The 19,882-nt window shown below is 52.8% G+C and carries 20 protein-coding genes and 4 tRNA genes; 21 read left to right on the forward strand and 3 right to left on the reverse strand.

All coding sequences use genetic code 11. The features are described 5' to 3' along the window. Positions 1-119 precede the first annotated feature (119 nt). Entirely contained in the window at positions 120-1,202 is a 1,083-nt protein-coding gene (gene mltB, locus K6R05_RS04295) for a lytic murein transglycosylase B (protein ID WP_222925059.1), read from the forward strand. Positions 1,203-1,282: 80 nt separating this feature from the next. After that, positions 1,283-1,618: a zinc ribbon domain-containing protein YjdM gene (locus K6R05_RS04300; RefSeq protein WP_222925060.1), complete on the forward strand. Its 336-nt coding sequence runs from the start codon at positions 1,283-1,285 to the stop codon at positions 1,616-1,618. A gap of 33 nt (positions 1,619-1,651) precedes the next feature. Here K6R05_RS04300 and K6R05_RS04305 read toward each other — a convergent pair whose 3' ends face one another. Then, positions 1,652-2,539: a dihydrodipicolinate synthase family protein gene (locus K6R05_RS04305; protein ID WP_222925061.1), complete on the reverse strand. Its 888-nt coding sequence runs from the start codon at positions 2,537-2,539 to the stop codon at positions 1,652-1,654. Positions 2,540-2,704: 165 nt separating this feature from the next. Between K6R05_RS04305 and tam the strand changes: the two genes are divergently transcribed. The 14 genes from tam (at position 2,705) to luxS (ending at position 14,020) form a co-directional block, all read left to right on the forward strand. Beyond that, on the forward strand, positions 2,705-3,517 hold the full coding sequence (gene tam / locus K6R05_RS04310) for a trans-aconitate 2-methyltransferase (RefSeq protein WP_222925454.1): 813 nt from the start codon (positions 2,705-2,707) through the stop codon (positions 3,515-3,517). Between the two features lie 68 nt (positions 3,518-3,585). Then, positions 3,586-4,080, forward strand: coding sequence for a nicotinamide-nucleotide amidase (gene pncC, locus K6R05_RS04315; RefSeq protein WP_161732754.1), 495 nt, complete (start codon positions 3,586-3,588; stop codon positions 4,078-4,080). A 95-nt stretch (positions 4,081-4,175) separates the two neighbouring features. Continuing rightward, a complete protein-coding gene (gene recA / locus K6R05_RS04320; RefSeq protein WP_161732752.1) occupies positions 4,176-5,246 on the forward strand; it encodes a recombinase RecA in 1,071 nt (356 codons plus the stop codon). A 120-nt stretch (positions 5,247-5,366) separates the two neighbouring features. After that, positions 5,367-5,885, forward strand: coding sequence for a regulatory protein RecX (locus K6R05_RS04325; RefSeq protein ID WP_150014588.1), 519 nt, complete (start codon positions 5,367-5,369; stop codon positions 5,883-5,885). A gap of 133 nt (positions 5,886-6,018) precedes the next feature. Then, positions 6,019-8,646, forward strand: coding sequence for an alanine--tRNA ligase (gene alaS / locus K6R05_RS04330; RefSeq protein ID WP_222925062.1), 2,628 nt, complete (start codon positions 6,019-6,021; stop codon positions 8,644-8,646). A 250-nt stretch (positions 8,647-8,896) separates the two neighbouring features. Then, complete coding sequence (gene csrA / locus K6R05_RS04335; protein ID WP_008927091.1) at positions 8,897-9,082, forward strand: carbon storage regulator CsrA; 186 nt, start codon at positions 8,897-8,899, stop codon at positions 9,080-9,082. 282 nt (positions 9,083-9,364) lie between these two features. Then, a tRNA-Ser gene (locus tag K6R05_RS04340) sits at positions 9,365-9,457 on the forward strand. 8 nt (positions 9,458-9,465) lie between these two features. Further along, positions 9,466-9,542, forward strand: a tRNA-Arg gene (locus K6R05_RS04345). Between the two features lie 209 nt (positions 9,543-9,751). Next, positions 9,752-9,828 (forward strand) — tRNA-Arg (locus K6R05_RS04350). Between the two features lie 209 nt (positions 9,829-10,037). Further along, positions 10,038-10,114, forward strand: a tRNA-Arg gene (locus K6R05_RS04355). Positions 10,115-10,723: 609 nt separating this feature from the next. After that, a complete protein-coding gene (yqaB, locus tag K6R05_RS04360; protein ID WP_161732748.1) occupies positions 10,724-11,290 on the forward strand; it encodes a fructose-1-phosphate/6-phosphogluconate phosphatase in 567 nt (188 codons plus the stop codon). Continuing rightward, on the forward strand, positions 11,287-11,715 hold the full coding sequence (locus tag K6R05_RS04365) for a YqaA family protein (protein ID WP_010248498.1): 429 nt from the start codon (positions 11,287-11,289) through the stop codon (positions 11,713-11,715). Before yqaB ends, K6R05_RS04365 begins: the two co-directional genes overlap by 4 nt. A gap of 31 nt (positions 11,716-11,746) precedes the next feature. Next, positions 11,747-13,354, forward strand: a complete 1,608-nt coding sequence (gene gshA, locus K6R05_RS04370) for a glutamate--cysteine ligase (RefSeq protein WP_161732746.1) — start codon at positions 11,747-11,749, stop codon at positions 13,352-13,354. A gap of 150 nt (positions 13,355-13,504) precedes the next feature. Continuing rightward, positions 13,505-14,020, forward strand: coding sequence for an S-ribosylhomocysteine lyase (gene luxS, locus K6R05_RS04375; protein WP_003849049.1), 516 nt, complete (start codon positions 13,505-13,507; stop codon positions 14,018-14,020). Positions 14,021-14,080: 60 nt separating this feature from the next. Here the strand turns inward: luxS and K6R05_RS04380 are convergent, their stop codons facing one another. Beyond that, complete coding sequence (locus K6R05_RS04380) at positions 14,081-15,367, reverse strand: HlyC/CorC family transporter (RefSeq protein ID WP_013358821.1); 1,287 nt, start codon at positions 15,365-15,367, stop codon at positions 14,081-14,083. A gap of 15 nt (positions 15,368-15,382) precedes the next feature. Further along, positions 15,383-16,183, reverse strand: a complete 801-nt coding sequence (locus K6R05_RS04385; protein WP_010248489.1) for a cytochrome C assembly family protein — start codon at positions 16,181-16,183, stop codon at positions 15,383-15,385. A gap of 164 nt (positions 16,184-16,347) precedes the next feature. Between K6R05_RS04385 and ffh the strand changes: the two genes are divergently transcribed. The 5 genes from ffh to rplS all read left to right on the forward strand — a co-directional run bounded on the left by ffh (position 16,348) and on the right by rplS (position 19,856). Further along, positions 16,348-17,709, forward strand: coding sequence for a signal recognition particle protein (gene ffh / locus K6R05_RS04390; protein WP_013358819.1), 1,362 nt, complete (start codon positions 16,348-16,350; stop codon positions 17,707-17,709). A 141-nt stretch (positions 17,710-17,850) separates the two neighbouring features. Continuing rightward, positions 17,851-18,099, forward strand: a complete 249-nt coding sequence (rpsP, locus tag K6R05_RS04395; RefSeq protein ID WP_003849041.1) for a 30S ribosomal protein S16 — start codon at positions 17,851-17,853, stop codon at positions 18,097-18,099. 18 nt (positions 18,100-18,117) lie between these two features. Further along, a complete protein-coding gene (gene rimM, locus K6R05_RS04400; protein ID WP_013358818.1) occupies positions 18,118-18,666 on the forward strand; it encodes a ribosome maturation factor RimM in 549 nt (182 codons plus the stop codon). Between the two features lie 35 nt (positions 18,667-18,701). Beyond that, complete coding sequence (gene trmD / locus K6R05_RS04405; protein WP_050496505.1) at positions 18,702-19,466, forward strand: tRNA (guanosine(37)-N1)-methyltransferase TrmD; 765 nt, start codon at positions 18,702-18,704, stop codon at positions 19,464-19,466. A gap of 42 nt (positions 19,467-19,508) precedes the next feature. Beyond that, positions 19,509-19,856 (forward strand): 50S ribosomal protein L19, encoded by a 348-nt coding sequence (gene rplS / locus K6R05_RS04410; protein WP_003849035.1) that lies wholly within the window; start codon positions 19,509-19,511, stop codon positions 19,854-19,856. Positions 19,857-19,882: the final 26 nt, after the last annotated feature.

The following is a 19,882-nucleotide window of genomic DNA, read 5'->3' on the forward strand; positions in this document are numbered from 1 at the left end:
CCGCAGCCATGTTAACCCACGGCTGCGTTGACGTTTTTTTAAGATTCCGGACTGTATGTCAACGCGCTGAACGACTACTATTACCGCATCTGAATTTACCCTTCGTTTATGGATAACCGATGCGTCTCAAGTTAGCCCTCCTTGCGTTCATCCCGCTTCTGGCCTCCTGCAGCAGCAAACCTGACGTTCCTTCCCAGCAGAAGATGCTGGCTGCGCCACAGGGCGGTTTCTTACTGCAGCCGTCGCACAGCGGGCAGGCGATGTTCGGCGACTTTGCCGGTAATCCGGCCGCAGAGCAGTTTATCGATAAGATGGTTGAGAAGCATGACTTCGACCGTGAGCAGCTGCACAACATCATCGGTCAGGCTAAGCGACTTGATTACGTGCTGCGGCTGATGGATCGTCAGGCACCGAGCTATACGCCTGCACCGGGACCTAACGGTGCCTGGATCCGCTATCGCAACAAGTTCATTACGCCGGATAACGTGCAAAACGGCGTGGCGTTCTGGAACCAGTATCAGGATGCGCTGCAACGCGCGCAGCAGGTCTATGGCGTGCCGCCGGAAATCATTGTCGGCATCATTGGCGTGGAAACCCGCTGGGGTCGCGTAATGGGGAAAACGCGGATTCTGGATGCGCTTGCAACCTTATCGTTTAACTATCCGCGCCGTGCCGCGTACTTCAGCAGCGAGCTGGAAACCTTCCTGCTGATGTCGCGTAAAGAGCAGGATGATCCGCTGGCGCTGAAAGGCTCTTTCGCCGGGGCGATGGGCTATGGTCAGTTTATGCCTTCCTCTTACAATGATTACGCGGTTGATTTCAACGGCGACGGCCATGCAAACCTGTGGGATCCGGTGGATGCGATCGGCAGCGTGGCGCACTACTTCCAGAAACACGGCTGGCGCAGCGGTGAAAATGTGGCGGTCCCGGCAAGCGGTCAGGCACCGATGCTGGAAGATGGCTTCAAAACCCGTTACAGCGTGAGCATGCTGGCGGCGTCAGGCCTGTCACCTCAGGGTTCGCTGGACGGTAACAATCAGGTCAGTCTGCTGCGCCTCGACTTAGGCACCAGCTACCAGTACTGGTACGGCTTACCCAATTTCGATGTCATTACCCGCTACAACCACAGTACTCATTATGCGATGGCGGTATGGCAACTGGGTGAGGCGGTGAGCAAGGCACGGCAGGGCGGCCTGTTATAAAGGCTATCCTTGTTAACTGTAAGGTTATATGATGACGCCCTTTTTCAGGCCATACAGCCACTGATACCTCTGGAGTCGTTATGTCTTTACCTGCCTGCCCAGCTTGTCACGCCGATTACACCTGGCAAGATGGTGATAATCTCAACTGCCCCTCCTGCGGCCATATCTGGACCGAAGGAGAGGGGGACAGCAGCAACGGATCGCTGGAAGTGCGTGATGCCAACGGCAATCTGCTGGCAGATGGCGACAGCGTCACGGTGATCAAAGATCTCAAGGTGAAGGGCAGTTCCTCATCGTTGAAGATCGGCACCAAAGTGAAAAGCATTCGCCTGGTTGAAGGGGACCACAACATCGACTGTAAAATCGACGGTTTTGGCCCGATGAAATTAAAATCTGAGTTTGTAAAAAAGAACTGAGATCCGGGGCGCAGGGATGCGCCCGCCTTTCTTTTAGCTGAACAGCCGATCGATTGCGGCGCACTGTTCCGCGTTCAGAGCACCACCGTAATTACGCGAATTACTGCTCATTGAGTCATAGCGACGCGCTACAGCCGTTTTAATCGTTGTCACAAAATCATCCCCGATACTGTAAATCGCCATCAGCCGACCAATCTGCTGCTGCAGACGCGTCAGCTCAGGAAGATTGCCTGTCCGCCACGCGTTCATCATTCCGGCGAAGTACTCCGGCACAATATTATTCAGGCCTGAAATCACCCCGGCCCCCCCCACCAGCAGATTGGGAAGCAGGTATTCGTCATATCCTGACAGCACGGCAAAATCACTGCGTACCTTGCGGGTCTCCTCAATCATTGCCCGGTTATGCGACAGGCAATCCACCGTATCTTTGATACCGACAAAGTTGGGCAGCTTTGCCGCCAGAGCGGCAATCAGCGTTGGCGTCAGATCGCAGCCGGTGCGAGCCGGGAAGTTGTAGGCAAACCATTTGCCACCCAGCTGCGCATCAAGCGCTTCGAAGTAGTGCAACAGCTGCCGTTGCGTCTGTCCGTAGTAGTAGGGCGGCAGCACCATCACCGCGTCAAAGTCATTTTTCCAGGCGGCTTCGGCCAGTGTCAGCATGTCCGGGATACAGGTTGCTGAGATGTTCGCTACCATTTTTAGTGGTGACAAGGGTCTGGCTTCCTGAATCAGCTGTAAACGCTCCTGCTGCGTCAGTGAGGCAAACTCGCCAATGCTGCCCATCACCAGCAGGGTGTCAATACCGGAGTCATTGAGGCGGGAGAAGTGTCGCCCGAGCGCGTCGATATCAAGGCCGCCCTGCGCACTGAAAGGGGTGACGGTAGGGCACCAGACACCGGCAAAGGCCGATTTTTCACGCATAGCTGTCTCCTGAAGTAAATGTTAAAAATGAAACAGTGTTTTAACTTAATGGATCCAGCCAGTCTCTGCCAGCGCGTGATGCAAAAATGAGCAACGAGTCGCACTTTTTCGCCTTTCATCCGTCTCAGTAAGCGAATACTTCTTACAACTGAGCGAGAGGTGATGATGAAAGAGTGGGATCCCGTGCTGTATCGCAAATTTGAAGCGGAACGAACCCGTCCAGCCCGCGAACTGCTGGCTCGGATCAGCCTGGAACAGGTTGAGCAGGTGACGGATCTGGGCTGCGGACCCGGCAACAGCACCGAGCTGCTCGCCGATGCCTGGCCGCTGGCGCAGATCACAGGACTAGACAGTTCAGCGACGATGCTAACTCAGGCCCGTGAACGTCTGCCGCACTGCCGTTTCGTCCAGGCAGATATCCGTACATGGCAGGCGGATACGCCGCAGCAAGTGATTTATGCGAACGCATCTCTGCAATGGCTGGATAATCACGCCACGCTGTTTCCTCATCTGGTCAGCCAGCTTGAACCCGATGGCGTGCTGGCGATACAGATGCCTGATAACCTCAATGAGCCGTCGCACCATCTGATGCGCGAGGTGGCGGCTGGAGATCGCTGGTCGTCACTCATTAATGCCAGTGTCGCTGAACGTACACAGCTGCTTTCTACGGGCGAGTACTACAATCTGCTGACCGAGGCTGGCTGTGAGGTAGATATCTGGCGGACCACCTATTATCACGTGATGGCCGATGCACAGGCGATTATCAGCTGGTTGCAGGCGACCGGCCTGAGGCCTTTCCTGGCTATGCTGAATGAATCTGAACAGTCGGCTTTTCTGTCTGATTATCATCAGCGCTTACTTACTGCTTATCCGGCTCAGGCCGATGGTCAGATTCTGCTCGCCTTTCCGCGACTTTTTATGGTTGCAGTGAAAAAAGGTGATGGCGCTGGAAAGCATGCCGCAAAATCAGGGCAATAATGATAAGAGCCCTTGAAAAAGTGGTTTTTCTGCACCACCTTCAACCTACGACCAAAGGGAGAGTTGCAATGGACGATCAGCAATTGCAGGCGTTAAGCGCGCAGATAGGTGAGAAGCTGAAGCAGCGTAATGCTACCGTAACCTGTGCGGAATCCTGTACCGGCGGCTGGATTGCCAAAGTCTTTACCGATATCAGCGGCAGTTCCGCCTGGTTCGAACGCGGTTTTGTCACCTACAGTAATGAGGCTAAACAGCAACTGGTCAATGTGCAGACAGACTCGCTGGCGCAGTATGGCGCGGTGAGTGATGCGGTGGTACGTGAGATGGCGCTGGGTGCCCGTAAGGCGGCCCATGCTGACTACGCGATCTCCGTAAGCGGCATTGCCGGTCCGGATGGCGGCAGTGAAGAAAAACCGGTCGGCACGGTGTGGTTTGGCTTTGCCGGGCCGCAGGATAACGTATTGACTTTTCAACAGCATTTTAGCGGCGGTCGTGATGCCGTCCGCCGCCAGTCGGTGGCATGGGCCCTGCAGAAACTGTATGGCGAATTTCTGACAAATTAAACTTGATACTGTATGACTATACAGTATAATTGTCGGCAACAGAAAGAGTGCAGGCACCCTGAGTGCGTGTTTACCCGGCTTGATTAGGAGTTGAAATGGCGATTGATGAAAACAAACAGAAGGCTTTAGCTGCCGCGCTGGGCCAGATTGAGAAACAATTTGGTAAAGGCTCCATCATGCGCTTGGGTGAAGACCGCTCAATGGATGTGGAAACCATCTCTACCGGTTCGCTCTCGCTGGATATCGCATTAGGTGCAGGCGGTCTGCCAATGGGACGTATCGTTGAGATCTACGGACCAGAGTCTTCCGGTAAAACCACGCTGACCCTGCAGGTTATCGCATCTGCACAGCGTAAAGGCAAAACCTGTGCCTTTATCGATGCTGAGCATGCGCTTGATCCGGTTTACGCCAAAAAACTGGGCGTAGATATCGAAAACCTGCTCTGTTCTCAGCCCGACACCGGTGAGCAGGCGCTGGAAATCTGTGATGCGCTGGCGCGTTCTGGTGCTGTTGATGTCATCATCGTCGACTCCGTTGCGGCGCTGACGCCGAAAGCGGAAATTGAAGGTGAAATCGGTGACTCACATATGGGCCTCGCGGCACGTATGATGAGCCAGGCGATGCGTAAACTGGCTGGTAACCTGAAGCAGTCCAATACGCTGCTGATCTTCATCAACCAGATCCGTATGAAAATTGGTGTGATGTTTGGTAACCCGGAAACCACTACCGGTGGTAACGCGCTGAAGTTCTATGCGTCTGTCCGTCTTGATATCCGTCGTATCGGTGCCATCAAAGAGGGCGATAACGTGGTGGGTAGTGAGACCCGCGTTAAGGTAGTGAAAAACAAAATCGCCGCGCCATTTAAACAGGCTGAATTCCAGATCATGTACGGCGAAGGTATCAACACCTTTGGTGAGCTGGTCGACCTGGGCGTTAAGCACAAGCTTATTGAAAAAGCGGGTGCATGGTACAGTTACAATGGCGACAAGATTGGTCAGGGTAAATCGAATGCCGGCAACTTCCTGAAAGAGAATGCTGCTGTGGCAAACGAAATTGATCTGAAGTTGCGTGAGATGTTGCTCAACGGCGCAGATGAGAAACTCGCAGCAGCCGACAAAGCTGCTGAGAAAGAAGACGCGGCAAGTGAAGCAAACGAAGACTTCTGATTTATGATGCGGGAGGGGCAAAAGCCTCTCCCGCTGTTTTATCCCCCTCATACCTTTCCTGCCTTCCCTCTGTCCTGTTCTGTCGCCATAATCTCCCTCTGTTTGTAGAAGGTGCGCAGTATGACTGAATCCTCTCAGCCCCAACCCAATGTTGTCTCTTATTCTCGTCTGCTTGACCGTGCGATGCGCATTTTGGGTCAGCGCGACCACAGCCGTGCAGAGTTATCCCGTAAGCTACAACAGTCAGCTCAGCGTGCCGCATGGGCGCAGAAAAAAGAGCCTGAAATTATTACTGAAGCGCTGCTGGAGCAGGTACTGGACTGGTGTCAGGAAAGCGGCTGGTTAAACGACGAGCGTTTTACCGATCGGTTTATTCAGAGCCGAAGCCGTAAAGGTTTTGGGTCGCAGCGCGTACGGCTTGAACTGGCCCAGAAAGGCATCGATCGTGAAGCCATTGATATTGCGATGGAAGAGACTGAAGTCGACTGGGCGGCCTGCGCGGCTCAGTTGGCTGAAAGAAAATTCGGACATCCGCTGCCTACAGAGTGGAAAGAGAAAGCGAAAGTACTACGCTATCTGCAGTCAAAGGGCTTTCAGACCGACGATATCCAGTCCATTTTCAGAAATTTTGATGACTAAAAGCCGATGTAATTTTACTTCCCACCGAAGAAAATTTATCTTATTCCCACTTTTTGTTCCGCTAATCAGGCACCACGAGAATGTGGCCGCGCCGATCAGAGGGAACGTTCGTTAGCGTGATTCCAGGACATATATGAGCAAGAGCACTGCTGAGATCCGTCAAGCGTTTCTCGACTTTTTTCATAGCAAGGGACATGAGGTTGTAACCAGCAGCTCCCTCGTACCGAATAACGATCCAACGTTGTTGTTTACTAACGCCGGGATGAACCAGTTTAAAGATGTGTTCCTCGGTCAGGACAAACGTGATTATACACGTGCGACCACGTCACAGCGCTGCGTACGCGCAGGCGGCAAACACAACGATCTTGAAAACGTCGGCTACACCGCACGTCACCACACCTTCTTTGAAATGCTGGGTAACTTCAGCTTTGGTGACTACTTCAAGAAAGAGGCGATTGGTTTTGCCTGGGAACTGCTGACGAGCGAGCAGTGGTTCAGCCTGCCGAAAGAGCGTCTGTGGGTGACGGTCTATGAAACCGATGATGAAGCCTACAATATCTGGGCGGACGAAATCGGCGTGCCACGCGAGCGCATTATCCGCATCGGCGACAACAAGGGCAGCGCGTACGCGTCAGATAATTTCTGGCAGATGGGCGATACCGGTCCTTGTGGTCCGTGCAGTGAAATTTTCTACGATCATGGCGATCACATCTGGGGTGGCCCGCCAGGCAGCCCGGAAGAAGATGGTGACCGTTATATTGAGATCTGGAACATCGTCTTTATGCAGTTCAATCGTCAGGCTGATGGCACTATGCTGCCGCTGCCAAAACCGTCGGTTGATACCGGAATGGGCCTTGAGCGTATTTCTGCCGTTCTGCAACACGTTAACTCCAACTATGAAATCGACCTGTTCCAGAAACTGATTCAGGCTGTGGCACAGGTTACCGGCGCGACCGATCTGAGTAATAAATCGCTGCGCGTGATTGCCGACCATATCCGCTCCTGTGCTTTCCTGATTGCCGATGGCGTGATTCCGTCGAATGAGAACCGTGGCTACGTGCTGCGTCGTATCATTCGTCGTGCCGTACGTCATGGCAATATGCTGGGCGCCAAAGAGGCTTTCTTCTATAAGCTGGTTGCGCCACTGGTTGAGGTTATGGGGGCTGCGGGCGAAGAGTTACAGCGTCAGCAGGCTCAGGTTGAGCAGGTGCTGAAAAGCGAAGAGGATCAGTTTGCCAGAACGCTGGAGCGCGGACTGGCGCTACTGGACGAAGAGCTGGAAAAACTGCAGGGCGACACGCTGGATGGCGAAATCGTCTTCCGTCTTTACGATACCTTTGGCTTCCCGGCTGATTTAACGGCTGACGTCTGCCGCGAACGCAACCTGAAAATTGATGAAGCGGGCTTTGAGCAGGCGATGGAACAGCAGCGTCAGCGTGCACGTGAAGCAAGTGGCTTCGGCGCTGACTACAGCAACGTTATCCGCATTGATGCCGCCTCCTCCTTCAAAGGCTACGACCAGCTTGATCTGGCCGCCACGGTGAAAGCGCTCTACGTTGCGGGCGAGGCGGTTGATGAAGTGACCGCCGGTCAGGATGCTGTAGTCGTGCTGGATGAAACGCCATTCTATGGCGAATCCGGTGGTCAGGTAGGCGATACCGGTCTTCTGAAAGGGAAGAATGCTGAATTTAGCGTCCAGGATACACAAAAATATGGTCAGGCAATCGGTCATGTCGGTAAGCTGACCGCAGGGCAGTTGCGTATCGGAGATCGTCTTGAGGCCCAGGTTGATGCGGCACGCCGTGCACGCATCCGTCTTAACCACTCCGCGACCCACTTATTGCATGCCGCATTGCGTCAGGTTTTAGGTGAGCATGTGGCGCAGAAAGGCTCGCTGGTTAACGACAAATACCTGCGTTTCGATTTTTCGCATTTCGAAGCGATGAAACCTCAGGAGATTCGTCAGGTCGAAGATATCGTCAATGCGCAGATTCGTCGCAACCTGCCGGTTGAAACTGAAGTGATGGATCTGGATGCGGCAAAGTCTAAGGGTGCGATGGCACTGTTTGGCGAGAAATATGATCAGCGCGTACGCGTTCTGACCATGGGTGATTTCTCTGTTGAGCTGTGCGGGGGGACTCATGCTGCGCGCACGGGTGATATCGGCCTGTTCCGTATTCAGGCTGAGTCAGGAACGGCGGCAGGCATCCGTCGTATCGAAGCCATTACCGGTGAAGGGGCGCTGGCGCAGGTCAATGCGCAGAGCAGCCAGCTGCAGGATCTTGCGCAGCTGGTCAAAGCGAACAGCAGCAACCTGAACGAGAAAGTACGTGGTCTGGTTGATCATGTGCGGGCTCTGGAGAAAGAGTTGCAGCAACTGCGCGATCAGCAAGCCGCGCAGGAGAGCGCTTCACTGAGCAGCAATGCCATCGACGTTAAGGGAGTGAAACTGCTGGTCAGTGAGCTCAACAATGTTGAACCTAAAATGTTGCGTACCATGGTTGATGATCTTAAGAATCAGCTGGGGTCGGCGATTATTGTGCTGGCAACGGTTACTGAAGGTAAGGTGTCGCTGATTGCGGGTGTGACCAAAGATCTGACTGGCCGTGTTAAAGCGGGTGAGTTGATTGCCGGTCTGGCTCAGCAGGTTGGCGGGAAGGGCGGTGGCCGTCCTGATATGGCACAAGCTGGTGGTAACGATGCGGGTGCTCTGAAAGGCGCATTAGCAGGGGTTGAGGACTGGGTCAGCAGCCGTCTGTAAGTGAATTAAAACAAGGCATCGTAAAAAGCGTCAGAACGGTTGTTCCGGCGCTTTTTAATACGATGCTAAAGCAGCAAATGACAAAGTCAGGTTGATGTAGTGTATTTCGGCTAAACTAACTATCAGCAGAATGTATTGGCGCATCGATGTGCATTGGTGTATTTCTCATACACATTGTGCAGCGTTAAATGATGGATAATGCCGGGAGCCTGTACAAGCCCGACTCTTTTAATCTTTCAAGGAGCAAAGAATGCTTATTCTAACTCGTCGAGTTGGTGAAACCCTCATGATCGGTGATGAGGTAACTGTAACGGTGCTGGGTGTTAAGGGTAACCAGGTTCGTATAGGGGTTAACGCGCCGAAAGAAGTGTCTGTGCATCGCGAAGAGATCTATCAACGCATCCAGGCTGAAAAAACGCAACAAACCAGCGTTTAACGGATTCAGCGTCTCGCACAAGTGCGAGGCGCTACCGCTTTGTTAAAAATCCTGCTTTTTCTTTTCTGCTTTCTCTTCCCGGTTTCGTTAACGACATCACCTTTCATTGTTGATAATTCACTCTTTTTGTCGCCATTTTGTCCCAATTGTGTGTGATTTGCGCAATCAAACAAAGTTTCGGAAAAATTGTTTGACTTAAAAGTCCGGGAAAGTAATATGTGCGCCACGCAGTGCCGATGAGCAGAAACAACGTTCAGACGCACAGTTCGAAAGAAAGCGTAAGGTGAGGTGGCCGAGAGGCTGAAGGCGCTCCCCTGCTAAGGGAGTATACGGTCAAAAGCTGTATCGAGGGTTCGAATCCCTCCCTCACCGCCATTTTCGATGCATCCATAGCTCAGCTGGATAGAGTACTCGGCTACGAACCGAGCGGTCGGAGGTTCGAATCCTCCTGGATGCACCATATTTTCGAATATGGGAAAGTGCCTCGGTGTGACATGACGCATTAGCGTTCAGGCCGCACTAAGGAGGATAACGTTGCTTTAGCAACGGCCCGCAGGGCGAAGCGCAAGCTGAGTAATCCTCCTGGATGCACCATCGAAACAAAGCGAATTAGCAATTCCTTTCATGGTGAGTAGTTAGCACCCTGCGTTGTACAAGAATTTGATTTATGCATCCATAGCTCAGCTGGATAGAGTACTCGGCTACGAACCGAGCGGTCGGAGGTTCGAATCCTCCTGGATGCACCATATTCTTCCCGAATATGGACAGTGCCTCAGTGTGTCATGACGTGATTATCGTTCAGGCCGCACTAAGGAGGATAACGTTGCATCAGCAACGGCCCATAGGGCGAAGCGCAAGCTAAGTAATCCTCCTGGATGCACCATTCTTTGTAACATCCTCAGGTTGGTTTCCGAAAGTCCATAAAAAAGTGTGACCCCCAAAGATAGACCCCAATGCATCCATAGCTCAGCTGGATAGAGTACTCGGCTACGAACCGAGCGGTCGGAGGTTCGAATCCTCCTGGATGCACCATCTTCTCGAATGTTGGCAGTTCCTCAGTGTGACATGACGCAATAAGCGTTCCGGCCGCACGAAGGGGGATAACGTTGCATCAGCAACGGCCCGCAGGGCGAAGCGCAAGCTGAGTCATCCTCCTGGATGCACCATCTTCTTCTTTAGTCTCAAAATCCAGTCTTAAAATCCCTCAAAGTATCATGGCGCGATGATCGCTAAGACCTCACTAAACACGCTAGCGTTACTTCCGTAACCGCCCGTACAGCAAACGCTGAGTGAGTATCCTGAAAAACCTCTGCAGTTTCCCTCTGGCTTCACACGCCCTCTTTTCCTGTTTAATCTGCCCCATTGATTCATCATCCTGACTTAAGCGATCCGAAACGCCTGTTTCCCGCATCAACGCCTTCTGTTTTGCTGCCCACGCCCGTCCGCCGCCGCCTGTCAGCCAAAAGAATGTTAAAAATTCGCTTAAAATTCGTACTGTTATCACTGGCCGCGCACGATCACCTTTATCTGAAAACAAAAATTGCTAATGCTTTCAAAGCATTTGCTGTTCATCCCCCCTGGCGACAACCTGTCCACATTAGGCTAAAGTAATGTCTCATTTGGTGGATGTCCGGAGTGACAATGTACGATCAATATGACGCCCTGATTTTCGATATGGACGGCACGATTCTTGATACTGAGCCGACACATCGAAAAGCGTGGCGTCAGGTACTGGCGCGTTATGGATTAACGCTGGATGAAGCTCGTATTATCGACTTCAATGGCGCACCAACCTGGCGGCTGTCGCAGTTCATCATTGAATCCAATCAGTCGTCACTCGACCCTCATCTTCTTGCCGCAGAAAAAACCGCTGCCGTGAAAGCGATGCTGCTGGAAAACGTGAAGCCACTGCCTTTAATGGAGGTGGTGAAAGCGTACTACGGGCGTCGTCCGATGGCGGTGGGTACCGGAAGCGAACACAGTATGGCAGAGGCGTTACTGACGCAGCTGGGCGTGCGTGAGCTCTTCTCTGCAGTCGTTGGTGCTGACGACGTACAGCGTCATAAACCTGAGCCTGAAACCTTCTTACGCTGCGCTGAGCTGATGGGTGTGACGCCGGCACGCTGTGTGGTGTTTGAGGATGCGGACTTTGGTATTCAGGCAGCGAAGGCGGCAGGTATGGCTGTGGTGGATGTCCGCTTACTGTGAGTGACGTTCTTACCTATGCCTCAATGTTCGGCAGCAGCTTTTTAAGTGCAACGCTCCTGCCGGGAAGTTCTGAAGCACTGCTGATAGCACTATTGATAGCAAAAAAGACATCAGTTTACGGGTTGCTTTTGGCCGCATCACTGGGAAACACCTTGGGCGGCTTAACCAACATTCTTATTGGTCGCTTGCTGCCGTTAAAACGTCAGGGGCGATGGCATGACACAGCAATGACGTGGTTGCACCGACTGGGACCTGCAGCACTGTTATTCAGCTGGCTGCCAGTGATAGGTGATCTGCTCTGCGTTCTGGCAGGCTGGTTACGTTTCGCCTGGCTACCCGCGATGCTGTTTCTCGCTGTCGGCAAAACACTGCGTTATATCGTTATCGCGACTGCCACATTACAGGGTATGCAATGGTGGCATTGATTCGCATAGATTCGAGGCTACGGTTAACATTATGCTGAACAAAAATAAATTATTATCACAGCGGGGGGGTAATGTGATCCCGGACGTATCTAAAGCGCTCTCCTGGCTGGAAGCGCATCCCAATGCCCTTAAAGGTATTGGCCGTGGCATCGAGCGTGAAACGCTGCGTGTACAGGCAAATGGCGAACTGGCAAAAAGCGGCCACCCGGAATCTCTGGGGTCGGCGCTGAAACATGACTGGATCACCACTGACTTTGCCGAAACGTTGCTGGAATTTATTACGCCAGTGGATCACAGCATTGATCATATGCTGGCATTCCTGCGCGATATTCATCGTCACGTGGCCCGTGAACTGGGTGATGAACGCATGTGGCCTTTCAGTATGCCATGCGAGATTGACGACGCAGACAATATTGAGCTGGCGCAATATGGCACGTCCAATATCGGTCAGATGAAGACGCTCTACCGCGAAGGCCTTAAAAACCGCTACGGCGCGTTGATGCAGACCATCTCCGGCATTCACTATAACTTCTCGCTGCCACTCTCATTCTGGCAGGAGTGGGCTGACGTGAAAGATCAGGAAAGCGGAAAAGAGACGATTTCGGCGGGCTATCTGCGGCTGATCCGCAACTATTATCGCTTCGGCTGGGTCATCCCCTATCTGTTTGGCGCATCGCCTGCTATCAGCTCCAGCTTCCTGCAGGGCCGTGAGAGCGCGCTGCCGTTCGAAACCAACGACAAAGATACGATGTGGCTGCCGTACGCCACCTCGCTGCGTCTGAGCGATTTAGGCTACACCAATAAATCGCAGAGCTCTCTGGGCATCACGTTTAACTCGCTGGAAGGCTATGTCACCGCGCTGAAAAAAGCGATTAAGACGCCGTCAGAAGAGTATGCAGCGATGGGCACTAAAGATGCCGACGGTAACTGGCTGCAGCTCAACACCAACGTGCTGCAGATTGAAAACGAGCTCTATGCGCCAATCCGGCCTAAGCGTGTGACACGCTCGGGTGAAGCCCCATCTGATGCGCTGCTGCGTGGTGGTATTGAGTACATTGAAGTGCGTTCGCTGGATATCAACCCATTCTCTGCCATCGGCGTTGATGAAAATCAGGTTCGCTTTCTCGACCTGTTCCTGATCTGGTGTACCCTGGCGGATGCGCCGGAGATGAGTGCCGATGAGCTGCAATGCACCCGCATAAACTGGAACCGGGTTGTGCTGGAAGGGCGTAAACCGGACCAGAAAATTGCCGTAGGATGCGGAGAAGCGGAACATTCGCTGGTGGAAGTCGGCAAGACCCTGTTTGCCGATCTGCGTCGGGTTGCTGAAGTCTTAGACAGCAATAATCAGGACAGCACGGAATATCAGCAGGTTTGCGATCAACTGGTAGCATCGTTCGACGATCCTGAGCTAACCTACTCGGCGCGCATCCTTCAGGCAATGAAGGACAATGGTGTAACCGGAACCGGCGTGGCGCTGGCTGAACAGTATCGCCATCTGCTCTGCGAAGAGCCGCTGGAAGTGCTGACAGAAGACGATTTCACGCGTCAGGCGCAGGAATCTGTTGCTGCACAGCAGCAGCTGGAAGCGAGTGATAAGCTGGATTTTGAAGCATATCTGGCGAGCCGGGAAGGGTAGAAAAGAAAAAGGCCACATCAATGTGGCCAAATTAACATCTCTGTTGTCAGGGATGATGATAACAAATGCGCGTCTTTCATATATTCAGACGTTGGGCGAACAGAAAAGTTTCATCGTTTTAAAAAAAATTCTCAGAACAGGAGGTGACGTATGCCACTACTGGACAGTTTTACCGTTGATCACACCATCATGGGCGCACCGGCAGTACGCGTTGCAAAAACCATGAAGACTCCGCATGGCGATACGATTACCGTTTTTGACCTGCGTTTTTGCCGCCCGAACATTGATATTCTCACTGAGCGTGGCATTCATACGCTGGAGCATCTCTTTGCCGGATTCATGCGTGATCACCTGAATGGTGACGGTGTGGAAATCGTCGATATCTCGCCAATGGGTTGCCGTACCGGCTTCTACATGAGCCTGATTGGTACGCCAGACGAGCAGCGCGTTGCGAAAGCGTGGAAAGGGGCGATGGAAGATGTTCTGAAAGTGAAAGATCAGAACCAGATCCCTGAGCTGAATGAATACCAGTGTGGCAGCTACAAGCTGCACTCACTGGATGAAGCGCAGCAGATCGCGCGCAATGTGCTGGCGCATGAGATCGGCGTTAACCGCAACGACGATCTGAAGCTGCCTGCTGAAAAGCTGAAAGAACTGCACATCTAGCCAGAGCCTCTCTGCTAAAAAAAACGCCGCATCATGTCGATTGCGGCGTTTTTTATGGCTTCAGGAACCGACCGATTTTTTCAGTGGCGTCTTTGGCGTGATGCGCACCTGTTTAATCATGTTGTCCTGCACGTCCAGAATATCGACGTTGTAATGGCCGATCTGAACACGGGTGGCGATGGCAGGGATCTCTTCCAGCGCTTCCAGCAGCATGCCGTTAATAGTGCGGGCTTCCTGCTCTGGCAACTGCCAGTTAAATGCCTTGTTGATTTCACGCACGTTAGCACTACCCTCAATCAGCACCGAGCCATCATTCTGCGGCATTACTTCTTCTGCCAGTGACGGTGACATGGAGGTAGTGAAGTCACCGACAATCTCCTCCAGAATGTCCTCAATCGTCACCAGCCCTTTGATGTCGCCATATTCATCCACCACCACGCCCGCTTTCTCTTTATTGCGCTGAAACTTCACCAGTTGGGTGTTAAGCGGTGTCCCTTCCGGGATGTAGTAGATCTCATCGGCGGCACGCAGCAGCGTCTCTTTGGTGAACTCTTTTTTCTCCGTCATCATGCGCCAGGCTTCGCGTACCCGCAGCATGCCGACGCAGTCATCCAGCGAGTCCCGGAACAGCACGATGCGGCCGTGTGGCGAGTGGCTTAATTGACGTACGACCGACTTCCAGTCATCGTTGATGTTGATGCCGACAATCTCATTACGCGGCACCATGATGTCGTCAACGCTGACTTTCTCCAGGTCGAGAACAGAGAGCAGCATGTCCTGGTTCCGGCGTGACATCAGGCTACGCGACTCATAGACGATAGTACGTAACTCCTCTTTGCTCAGCGCAGAGTTAATGGCACCGTCAGCGCGGATACCCGCTATCCTCATCAGCAGCCGGGTAATGGTGTTAAGCAACCAGACCAGCGGCAGCATGATGTATTGCAACGGGACCAGCAGCAGGCTGCTGGGAAAGGCGACACGCTCAGGATAGAGCGCCGCCACGGTTTTTGGCAGCACTTCAGCGAAGACCAGCACCACAAAGGTCAGGATGCCGGTCGCAATCGCGACGCCTTCATCACCGTGAATGCGCATGCCTACGATGGTGGCAAGGGCAGAGGCCAGAATATTGACCAGGTTGTTACCGATTAAAACCAGACTGAGCAGCCGGTCAGGACGACGCAGTAGCTTCTCCACCCGGCGTGCGGCGCGATTACCGTTTTTTGCCTGATGGCGCAGCTTATAGCGGTTAAGCGTCATCATTCCGGTTTCCGACCCGGCAAACCAGGCGGAAACCAGGACCATGACGCAGAGAATAATAATCAGCGTGGTGGTTGAAACATTCTCCAACGCAGAACTTCCTTTTTAACGAGAGGTAGGGACAAGCAGATGCTGCAGGATGCGACTGCCGAAGTAAGCCATGGTTAACAGCACCGCACCGCTGCAGTTAAACCAGACAACGCGGCGACCACGCCAGCCTTCATGATAGTGCCCCCAGAGCAAAACGATATAAACAAACCACGCAATGATGGAGAGAACGGCTTTATCGACGTTTTCTGCGCTGAAGAGATCCTGCATATAAAACAGACCGGTGCAGAGCACCAGCGTCAGCAGCACGACGCCGACCTGAGTAATGTGAAACATCTTACGTTCGATGGTCAGCAGTGGCGGCATATCCTGAGTAAACGCCAGTCGCTTGTTTTTTAGCTGGTAATCAATCCACGCCAGCTGCAGCGCATAGAGCGCGGCAATAATCAGCGTCGCATAGGCGAACAGCGACAGACCGATATGGATCATCATGCCTGGCGTGGTTTCCAGATGGGTAATGAACGCATTGGGGACGAAAGTGGCGAAGGCCAGATTAATCAGCGCGAAGCTGTAAACAATCGGCAGCAACAGCCAGCCACGGTTGCGTGACGCCACAATGGTCATGATGGCGCAAATCAACAGGCTGACCAGCGAGCCTATGTTGAGCAGGCTTAAATTCTGTCCGCTATCAACCGCAAATATGCGTTGCTGCAAGGCCACCGCGTGTGTCACCAGCGCCACACAGGCAGAGAGCATCGCCATTCGCCGCCAGCCGCCGTTACGTTTCAACAGGCTGGGAATGATCAGGGCAAGGCTTAAAGAGTAGGCGAATAGCGCCACTATCGCGAAAACGAACATAGATCCTTTCAGGTTCAGTCAGATAAGGAAAAAGGCAGTATAGCGCCAGCCGAAGCAGGCTCCAAACGATCTGAGGGGCAATTGCAGAGATCGCCGAGGCTTCGTGTTATAATCCGCCGCATTCTGCCGATCAGGCACCTCGCGATCTTTTTAAGTGAGAGACCATGTTTGATAATTTAACCGATCGTTTGTCGCAAACCCTGCGAAATATCAGCGGCCGCGGAAGGCTGACTGAAGAGAACATCAAAGAGACCCTGCGTGAAGTGCGCATGGCGCTGCTTGAAGCTGACGTTGCCCTGCCAGTGGTACGTGACTTCATCAACCGTGTGAAAGAGAGCGCGGTCGGCCATGATGTGAATAAAAGCCTGACGCCAGGTCAGGAGTTTATCAAAATCGTTCGCAACGAGCTGGTTGCGGCGATGGGTGCAGAGAACAACGCACTCGACCTGGCGGCTCAGCCACCAGCCGTAGTACTGATGGCGGGCCTGCAGGGTGCCGGTAAAACCACCAGCGTCGCTAAGCTGGGTAAGTTCCTGCGTGAAAAACACAAAAAGAAAGTCTTAGTGGTTTCTGCCGACGTCTATCGTCCGGCGGCAATCAAACAGCTGGAAACGCTGGCACAGCAGGTTGGCGTGGATTTCTGTCCGTCCGATCTCAGCCAGAAGCCGGTCGATATCGTCAATAATGCGCTGCGTGAAGCCCGCCTGAAGTTTTACGATGTGTTGCTGGTGGATACCGCCGGTCGTCTGCACGTTGACGAAGCGATGATGGACGAAATCAAACAGGTTCATGCCGCGATTAAGCCGGTAGAAACGCTGTTTGTGGTCGATGCCATGACCGGTCAGGATGCCGCAAACACGGCTAAGGCCTTTAATGAAGCCCTACCGCTGACCGGGGTTATCCTGACCAAGGTTGACGGTGATGCCCGCGGTGGTGCAGCGCTGTCGATTCGCCATATCACCGGCAAGCCAATTAAATTCATGGGTGTCGGTGAAAAAACCGAAGCGCTTGAACCGTTCTATCCTGACCGTATTGCGTCACGTATCCTCGGCATGGGCGACGTGCTGTCACTGATCGAAGATATCGAAAGCAAGGTTGACCGTGATCAGGCGGAGAAACTGGCTAAGAAGCTGAAAACCGGCGACGGTTTTGATCTCAATGACTTCCTTGAGCAGCTGAAGCAGATGCGCAACATGGGCGGCATGGCCAGTCTGATGGGCAAACTGCCCGGTATGGGACAGTTGCCTGACAATGTGAAATCGCAGATGGATGACAAAGTGCTGGTACGCATGGAAGCCATCATCAACTCGATGACACGCAAAGAGCGTGAGAAACCAGAAATCATCAAAGGCTCGCGCAAGCGCCGCATCGCAACTGGCTCCGGAATGCAGGTGCAGGACGTTAACCGCTTATTGAAGCAGTTCGACGACATGCAGCGTATGATGAAGAAAATGAAGAAGGGCGGTATGGCGAAAATGATGCGCGGCATGAAGGGTATGATGCCGCCAGGATTCCCTGGCCGCTAAGCGTTCTACAAAAAAGCCCGGAAAGGCACGGTTTAGGTTGCTTTTTTCGCCAAAATGAGTAAAATTTTCGGGCTTTTTATACAGCACCCGGACCCCGTTCCTCGATGGGGGCCGGGTGTTTTATTAACTGAAGAGGATGTTATGGTAACAATTCGTTTGGCACGTCACGGCGCTAAAAAGCGTCCGTTCTATCAGGTCGTCGTCACTGACAGCCGCAATGCACGCAACGGTCGTTTCATCGAGCGCGTTGGTTTCTTCAACCCGATCGCATCTGGTCAGGCTGAAGGTCTGCGTCTGGATCTGGACCGTATCGAGCACTGGGTTGGCCAGGGCGCAACACTCTCTGATCGCGTTAACGCGCTGGTCAAAGAAGCTAAGAAAGCAGCTTAATCTGTCACGGTGGTGAGCATGAGCAGACAACTTGCCGCACAGCCTCCTGTTAACCCGATTGTATTGGGTAAGATGGGAGCCGCCTACGGTATTCGCGGCTGGCTCAAAGTGTTTTCCTCCACTGAAGACGCTGAAAGCATCTTCAACTACCAACCCTGGTTCATCCAGCGCGCCGGTAAATGGCAGCAGGTCGAACTGGAAGGTTGGAAGCACCACAATCAGGACCTGATCATCAAAGTCAAAGGCATTGACGATCGGGATGCGGCGGCTCAGTTAACCAATTGCGAAATTCAGGTTGACTCGACGCAGTTGCCATCGCTGGAAGAGGGTGATTACTACTGGAAAGACCTTATGGGCTGCCAGGTAGTTAACCTCGAAGGCTACGAGATGGGTAAAGTCATCGATATGATGGAAACCGGCTCGAACGACGTACTCGTCGTTAAGGCAAACCTGAAAGATGCATTCGGTGCTCAGGAGCGGTTAATTCCGTTTCTTGATGAACAGGTTATCAGGAAAGTCGATCTCTCTACTGGCGTCATTGAGGTAGATTGGGATCCTGGTTTTTGATCTCCGAATCGAACGGTAACGTAACGGCGAATACAATGTGGATTGGTGTTATCAGCCTGTTTCCAGAAATGTTTCGCGCTATTACCGATTACGGGGTAACTGGCCGGGCTGTAAAAAACGGTCTGCTCAGCATTCAGAGCTGGAGTCCTCGTGACTTCACGCACGACCGGCACCGTACCGTGGATGATCGTCCTTATGGCGGCGGACCGGGAATGCTGATGATGGTACAACCCTTACGGGATGCCATCTCCGCAGCGAAAGCAGCGGCAGGTGATGGCGCCAGAGTGATATATCTTTCACCTCAGGGCCGCAAACTGGACCAACAGGGCGTTTGCGAACTGGCGGCACGAGACAAGTTAATTCTGGTCTGTGGTCGTTATGAAGGGATTGATGAGCGCGTAATTCATTCCGAAATTGACGAAGAATGGTCAATCGGTGATTACGTTCTCAGCGGCGGGGAACTGCCAGCGATGACGATGATTGACGCAGTTGCCCGGTTTATTCCAGGCGTACTCGGCAAGCAGGCGTCAGCCGATGAGGATTCGTTCTCTGACGGTTTGCTGGATTGTCCGCACTATACCCGTCCTGAAGTGTTAGACGGCGTGGAGGTCCCGGCAGTATTACTGTCAGGTAACCATGCTGATATTCGCCGCTGGCGTCTGAAGCAGTCGCTAGGCCGTACCTGGCTGAGAAGACCTGAACTTCTGGAAAACCTGGCTCTGACTGAAGAGCAAGCAAGGTTGCTGAACGAGTTCCAGCGGGAATCCCGGCAGCAACAAAACGATGATGTGGAAGAGTGATCTTCCCCGACTATCAGTTTACCCAGGATATGAGATTTAATTATGAGCAACATTATCAAGCAAATTGAACAAGAGCAGATGAAACAGGACGTACCTTCCTTCCGCCCGGGTGATTCCGTGGAAGTGAAAGTATGGGTCGTTGAAGGTTCTAAAAAACGTCTGCAGGCATTCGAGGGCGTGGTTATCGCTATCCGTAACCGCGGTCTGCACTCTGCATTCACTGTTCGCAAAATTTCTAACGGCGAAGGCGTTGAGCGTGTATTCCAGACTCATTCACCTGTAATTGACAGCATCGCTGTTAAACGTCGTGGCGCTGTGCGTAAAGCCAAACTGTACTACCTGCGTGAGCGTACTGGTAAGTCTGCTCGTATTAAAGAGCGTCTTAACTAAGGTATCGCTAACGCGACATCTAAAAG

Source organism: Pantoea alfalfae, from assembly GCF_019880205.1.
Taxonomy (GTDB): Bacteria; Pseudomonadota; Gammaproteobacteria; order Enterobacterales; family Enterobacteriaceae; genus Pantoea; species Pantoea alfalfae.

Excerpts from the sequence above, each read along its gene's own strand:
- mltB (WP_222925059.1), top strand. The coding sequence starts at position 120 with ATGCGTCTCAAGTTAGCCCTCCTTGCGTTCATCCCGCTTCTGGCCTCC.
- K6R05_RS04300 (WP_222925060.1), top strand. The coding sequence starts at position 1,283 with ATGTCTTTACCTGCCTGCCCAGCTTGTCACGCCGATTACACCTGGCAA.
- K6R05_RS04305 (WP_222925061.1), bottom strand. The coding sequence starts at position 2,539 with ATGCGTGAAAAATCGGCCTTTGCCGGTGTCTGGTGCCCTACCGTCACC.
- tam (WP_222925454.1), top strand. The coding sequence starts at position 2,705 with ATGAAAGAGTGGGATCCCGTGCTGTATCGCAAATTTGAAGCGGAACGA.
- pncC (WP_161732754.1), top strand. The coding sequence starts at position 3,586 with ATGGACGATCAGCAATTGCAGGCGTTAAGCGCGCAGATAGGTGAGAAG.
- recA (WP_161732752.1), top strand. The coding sequence starts at position 4,176 with ATGGCGATTGATGAAAACAAACAGAAGGCTTTAGCTGCCGCGCTGGGC.
- K6R05_RS04325 (WP_150014588.1), top strand. The coding sequence starts at position 5,367 with ATGACTGAATCCTCTCAGCCCCAACCCAATGTTGTCTCTTATTCTCGT.
- alaS (WP_222925062.1), top strand. The coding sequence starts at position 6,019 with ATGAGCAAGAGCACTGCTGAGATCCGTCAAGCGTTTCTCGACTTTTTT.
- csrA (WP_008927091.1), top strand. The coding sequence starts at position 8,897 with ATGCTTATTCTAACTCGTCGAGTTGGTGAAACCCTCATGATCGGTGAT.
- yqaB (WP_161732748.1), top strand. The coding sequence starts at position 10,724 with ATGTACGATCAATATGACGCCCTGATTTTCGATATGGACGGCACGATT.
- gshA (WP_161732746.1), top strand. The coding sequence starts at position 11,747 with ATGCTGAACAAAAATAAATTATTATCACAGCGGGGGGGTAATGTGATC.
- luxS (WP_003849049.1), top strand. The coding sequence starts at position 13,505 with ATGCCACTACTGGACAGTTTTACCGTTGATCACACCATCATGGGCGCA.
- K6R05_RS04385 (WP_010248489.1), bottom strand. The coding sequence starts at position 16,183 with ATGTTCGTTTTCGCGATAGTGGCGCTATTCGCCTACTCTTTAAGCCTT.
- ffh (WP_013358819.1), top strand. The coding sequence starts at position 16,348 with ATGTTTGATAATTTAACCGATCGTTTGTCGCAAACCCTGCGAAATATC.
- rpsP (WP_003849041.1), top strand. The coding sequence starts at position 17,851 with ATGGTAACAATTCGTTTGGCACGTCACGGCGCTAAAAAGCGTCCGTTC.
- rimM (WP_013358818.1), top strand. The coding sequence starts at position 18,118 with ATGAGCAGACAACTTGCCGCACAGCCTCCTGTTAACCCGATTGTATTG.
- trmD (WP_050496505.1), top strand. The coding sequence starts at position 18,702 with ATGTGGATTGGTGTTATCAGCCTGTTTCCAGAAATGTTTCGCGCTATT.
- rplS (WP_003849035.1), top strand. The coding sequence starts at position 19,509 with ATGAGCAACATTATCAAGCAAATTGAACAAGAGCAGATGAAACAGGAC.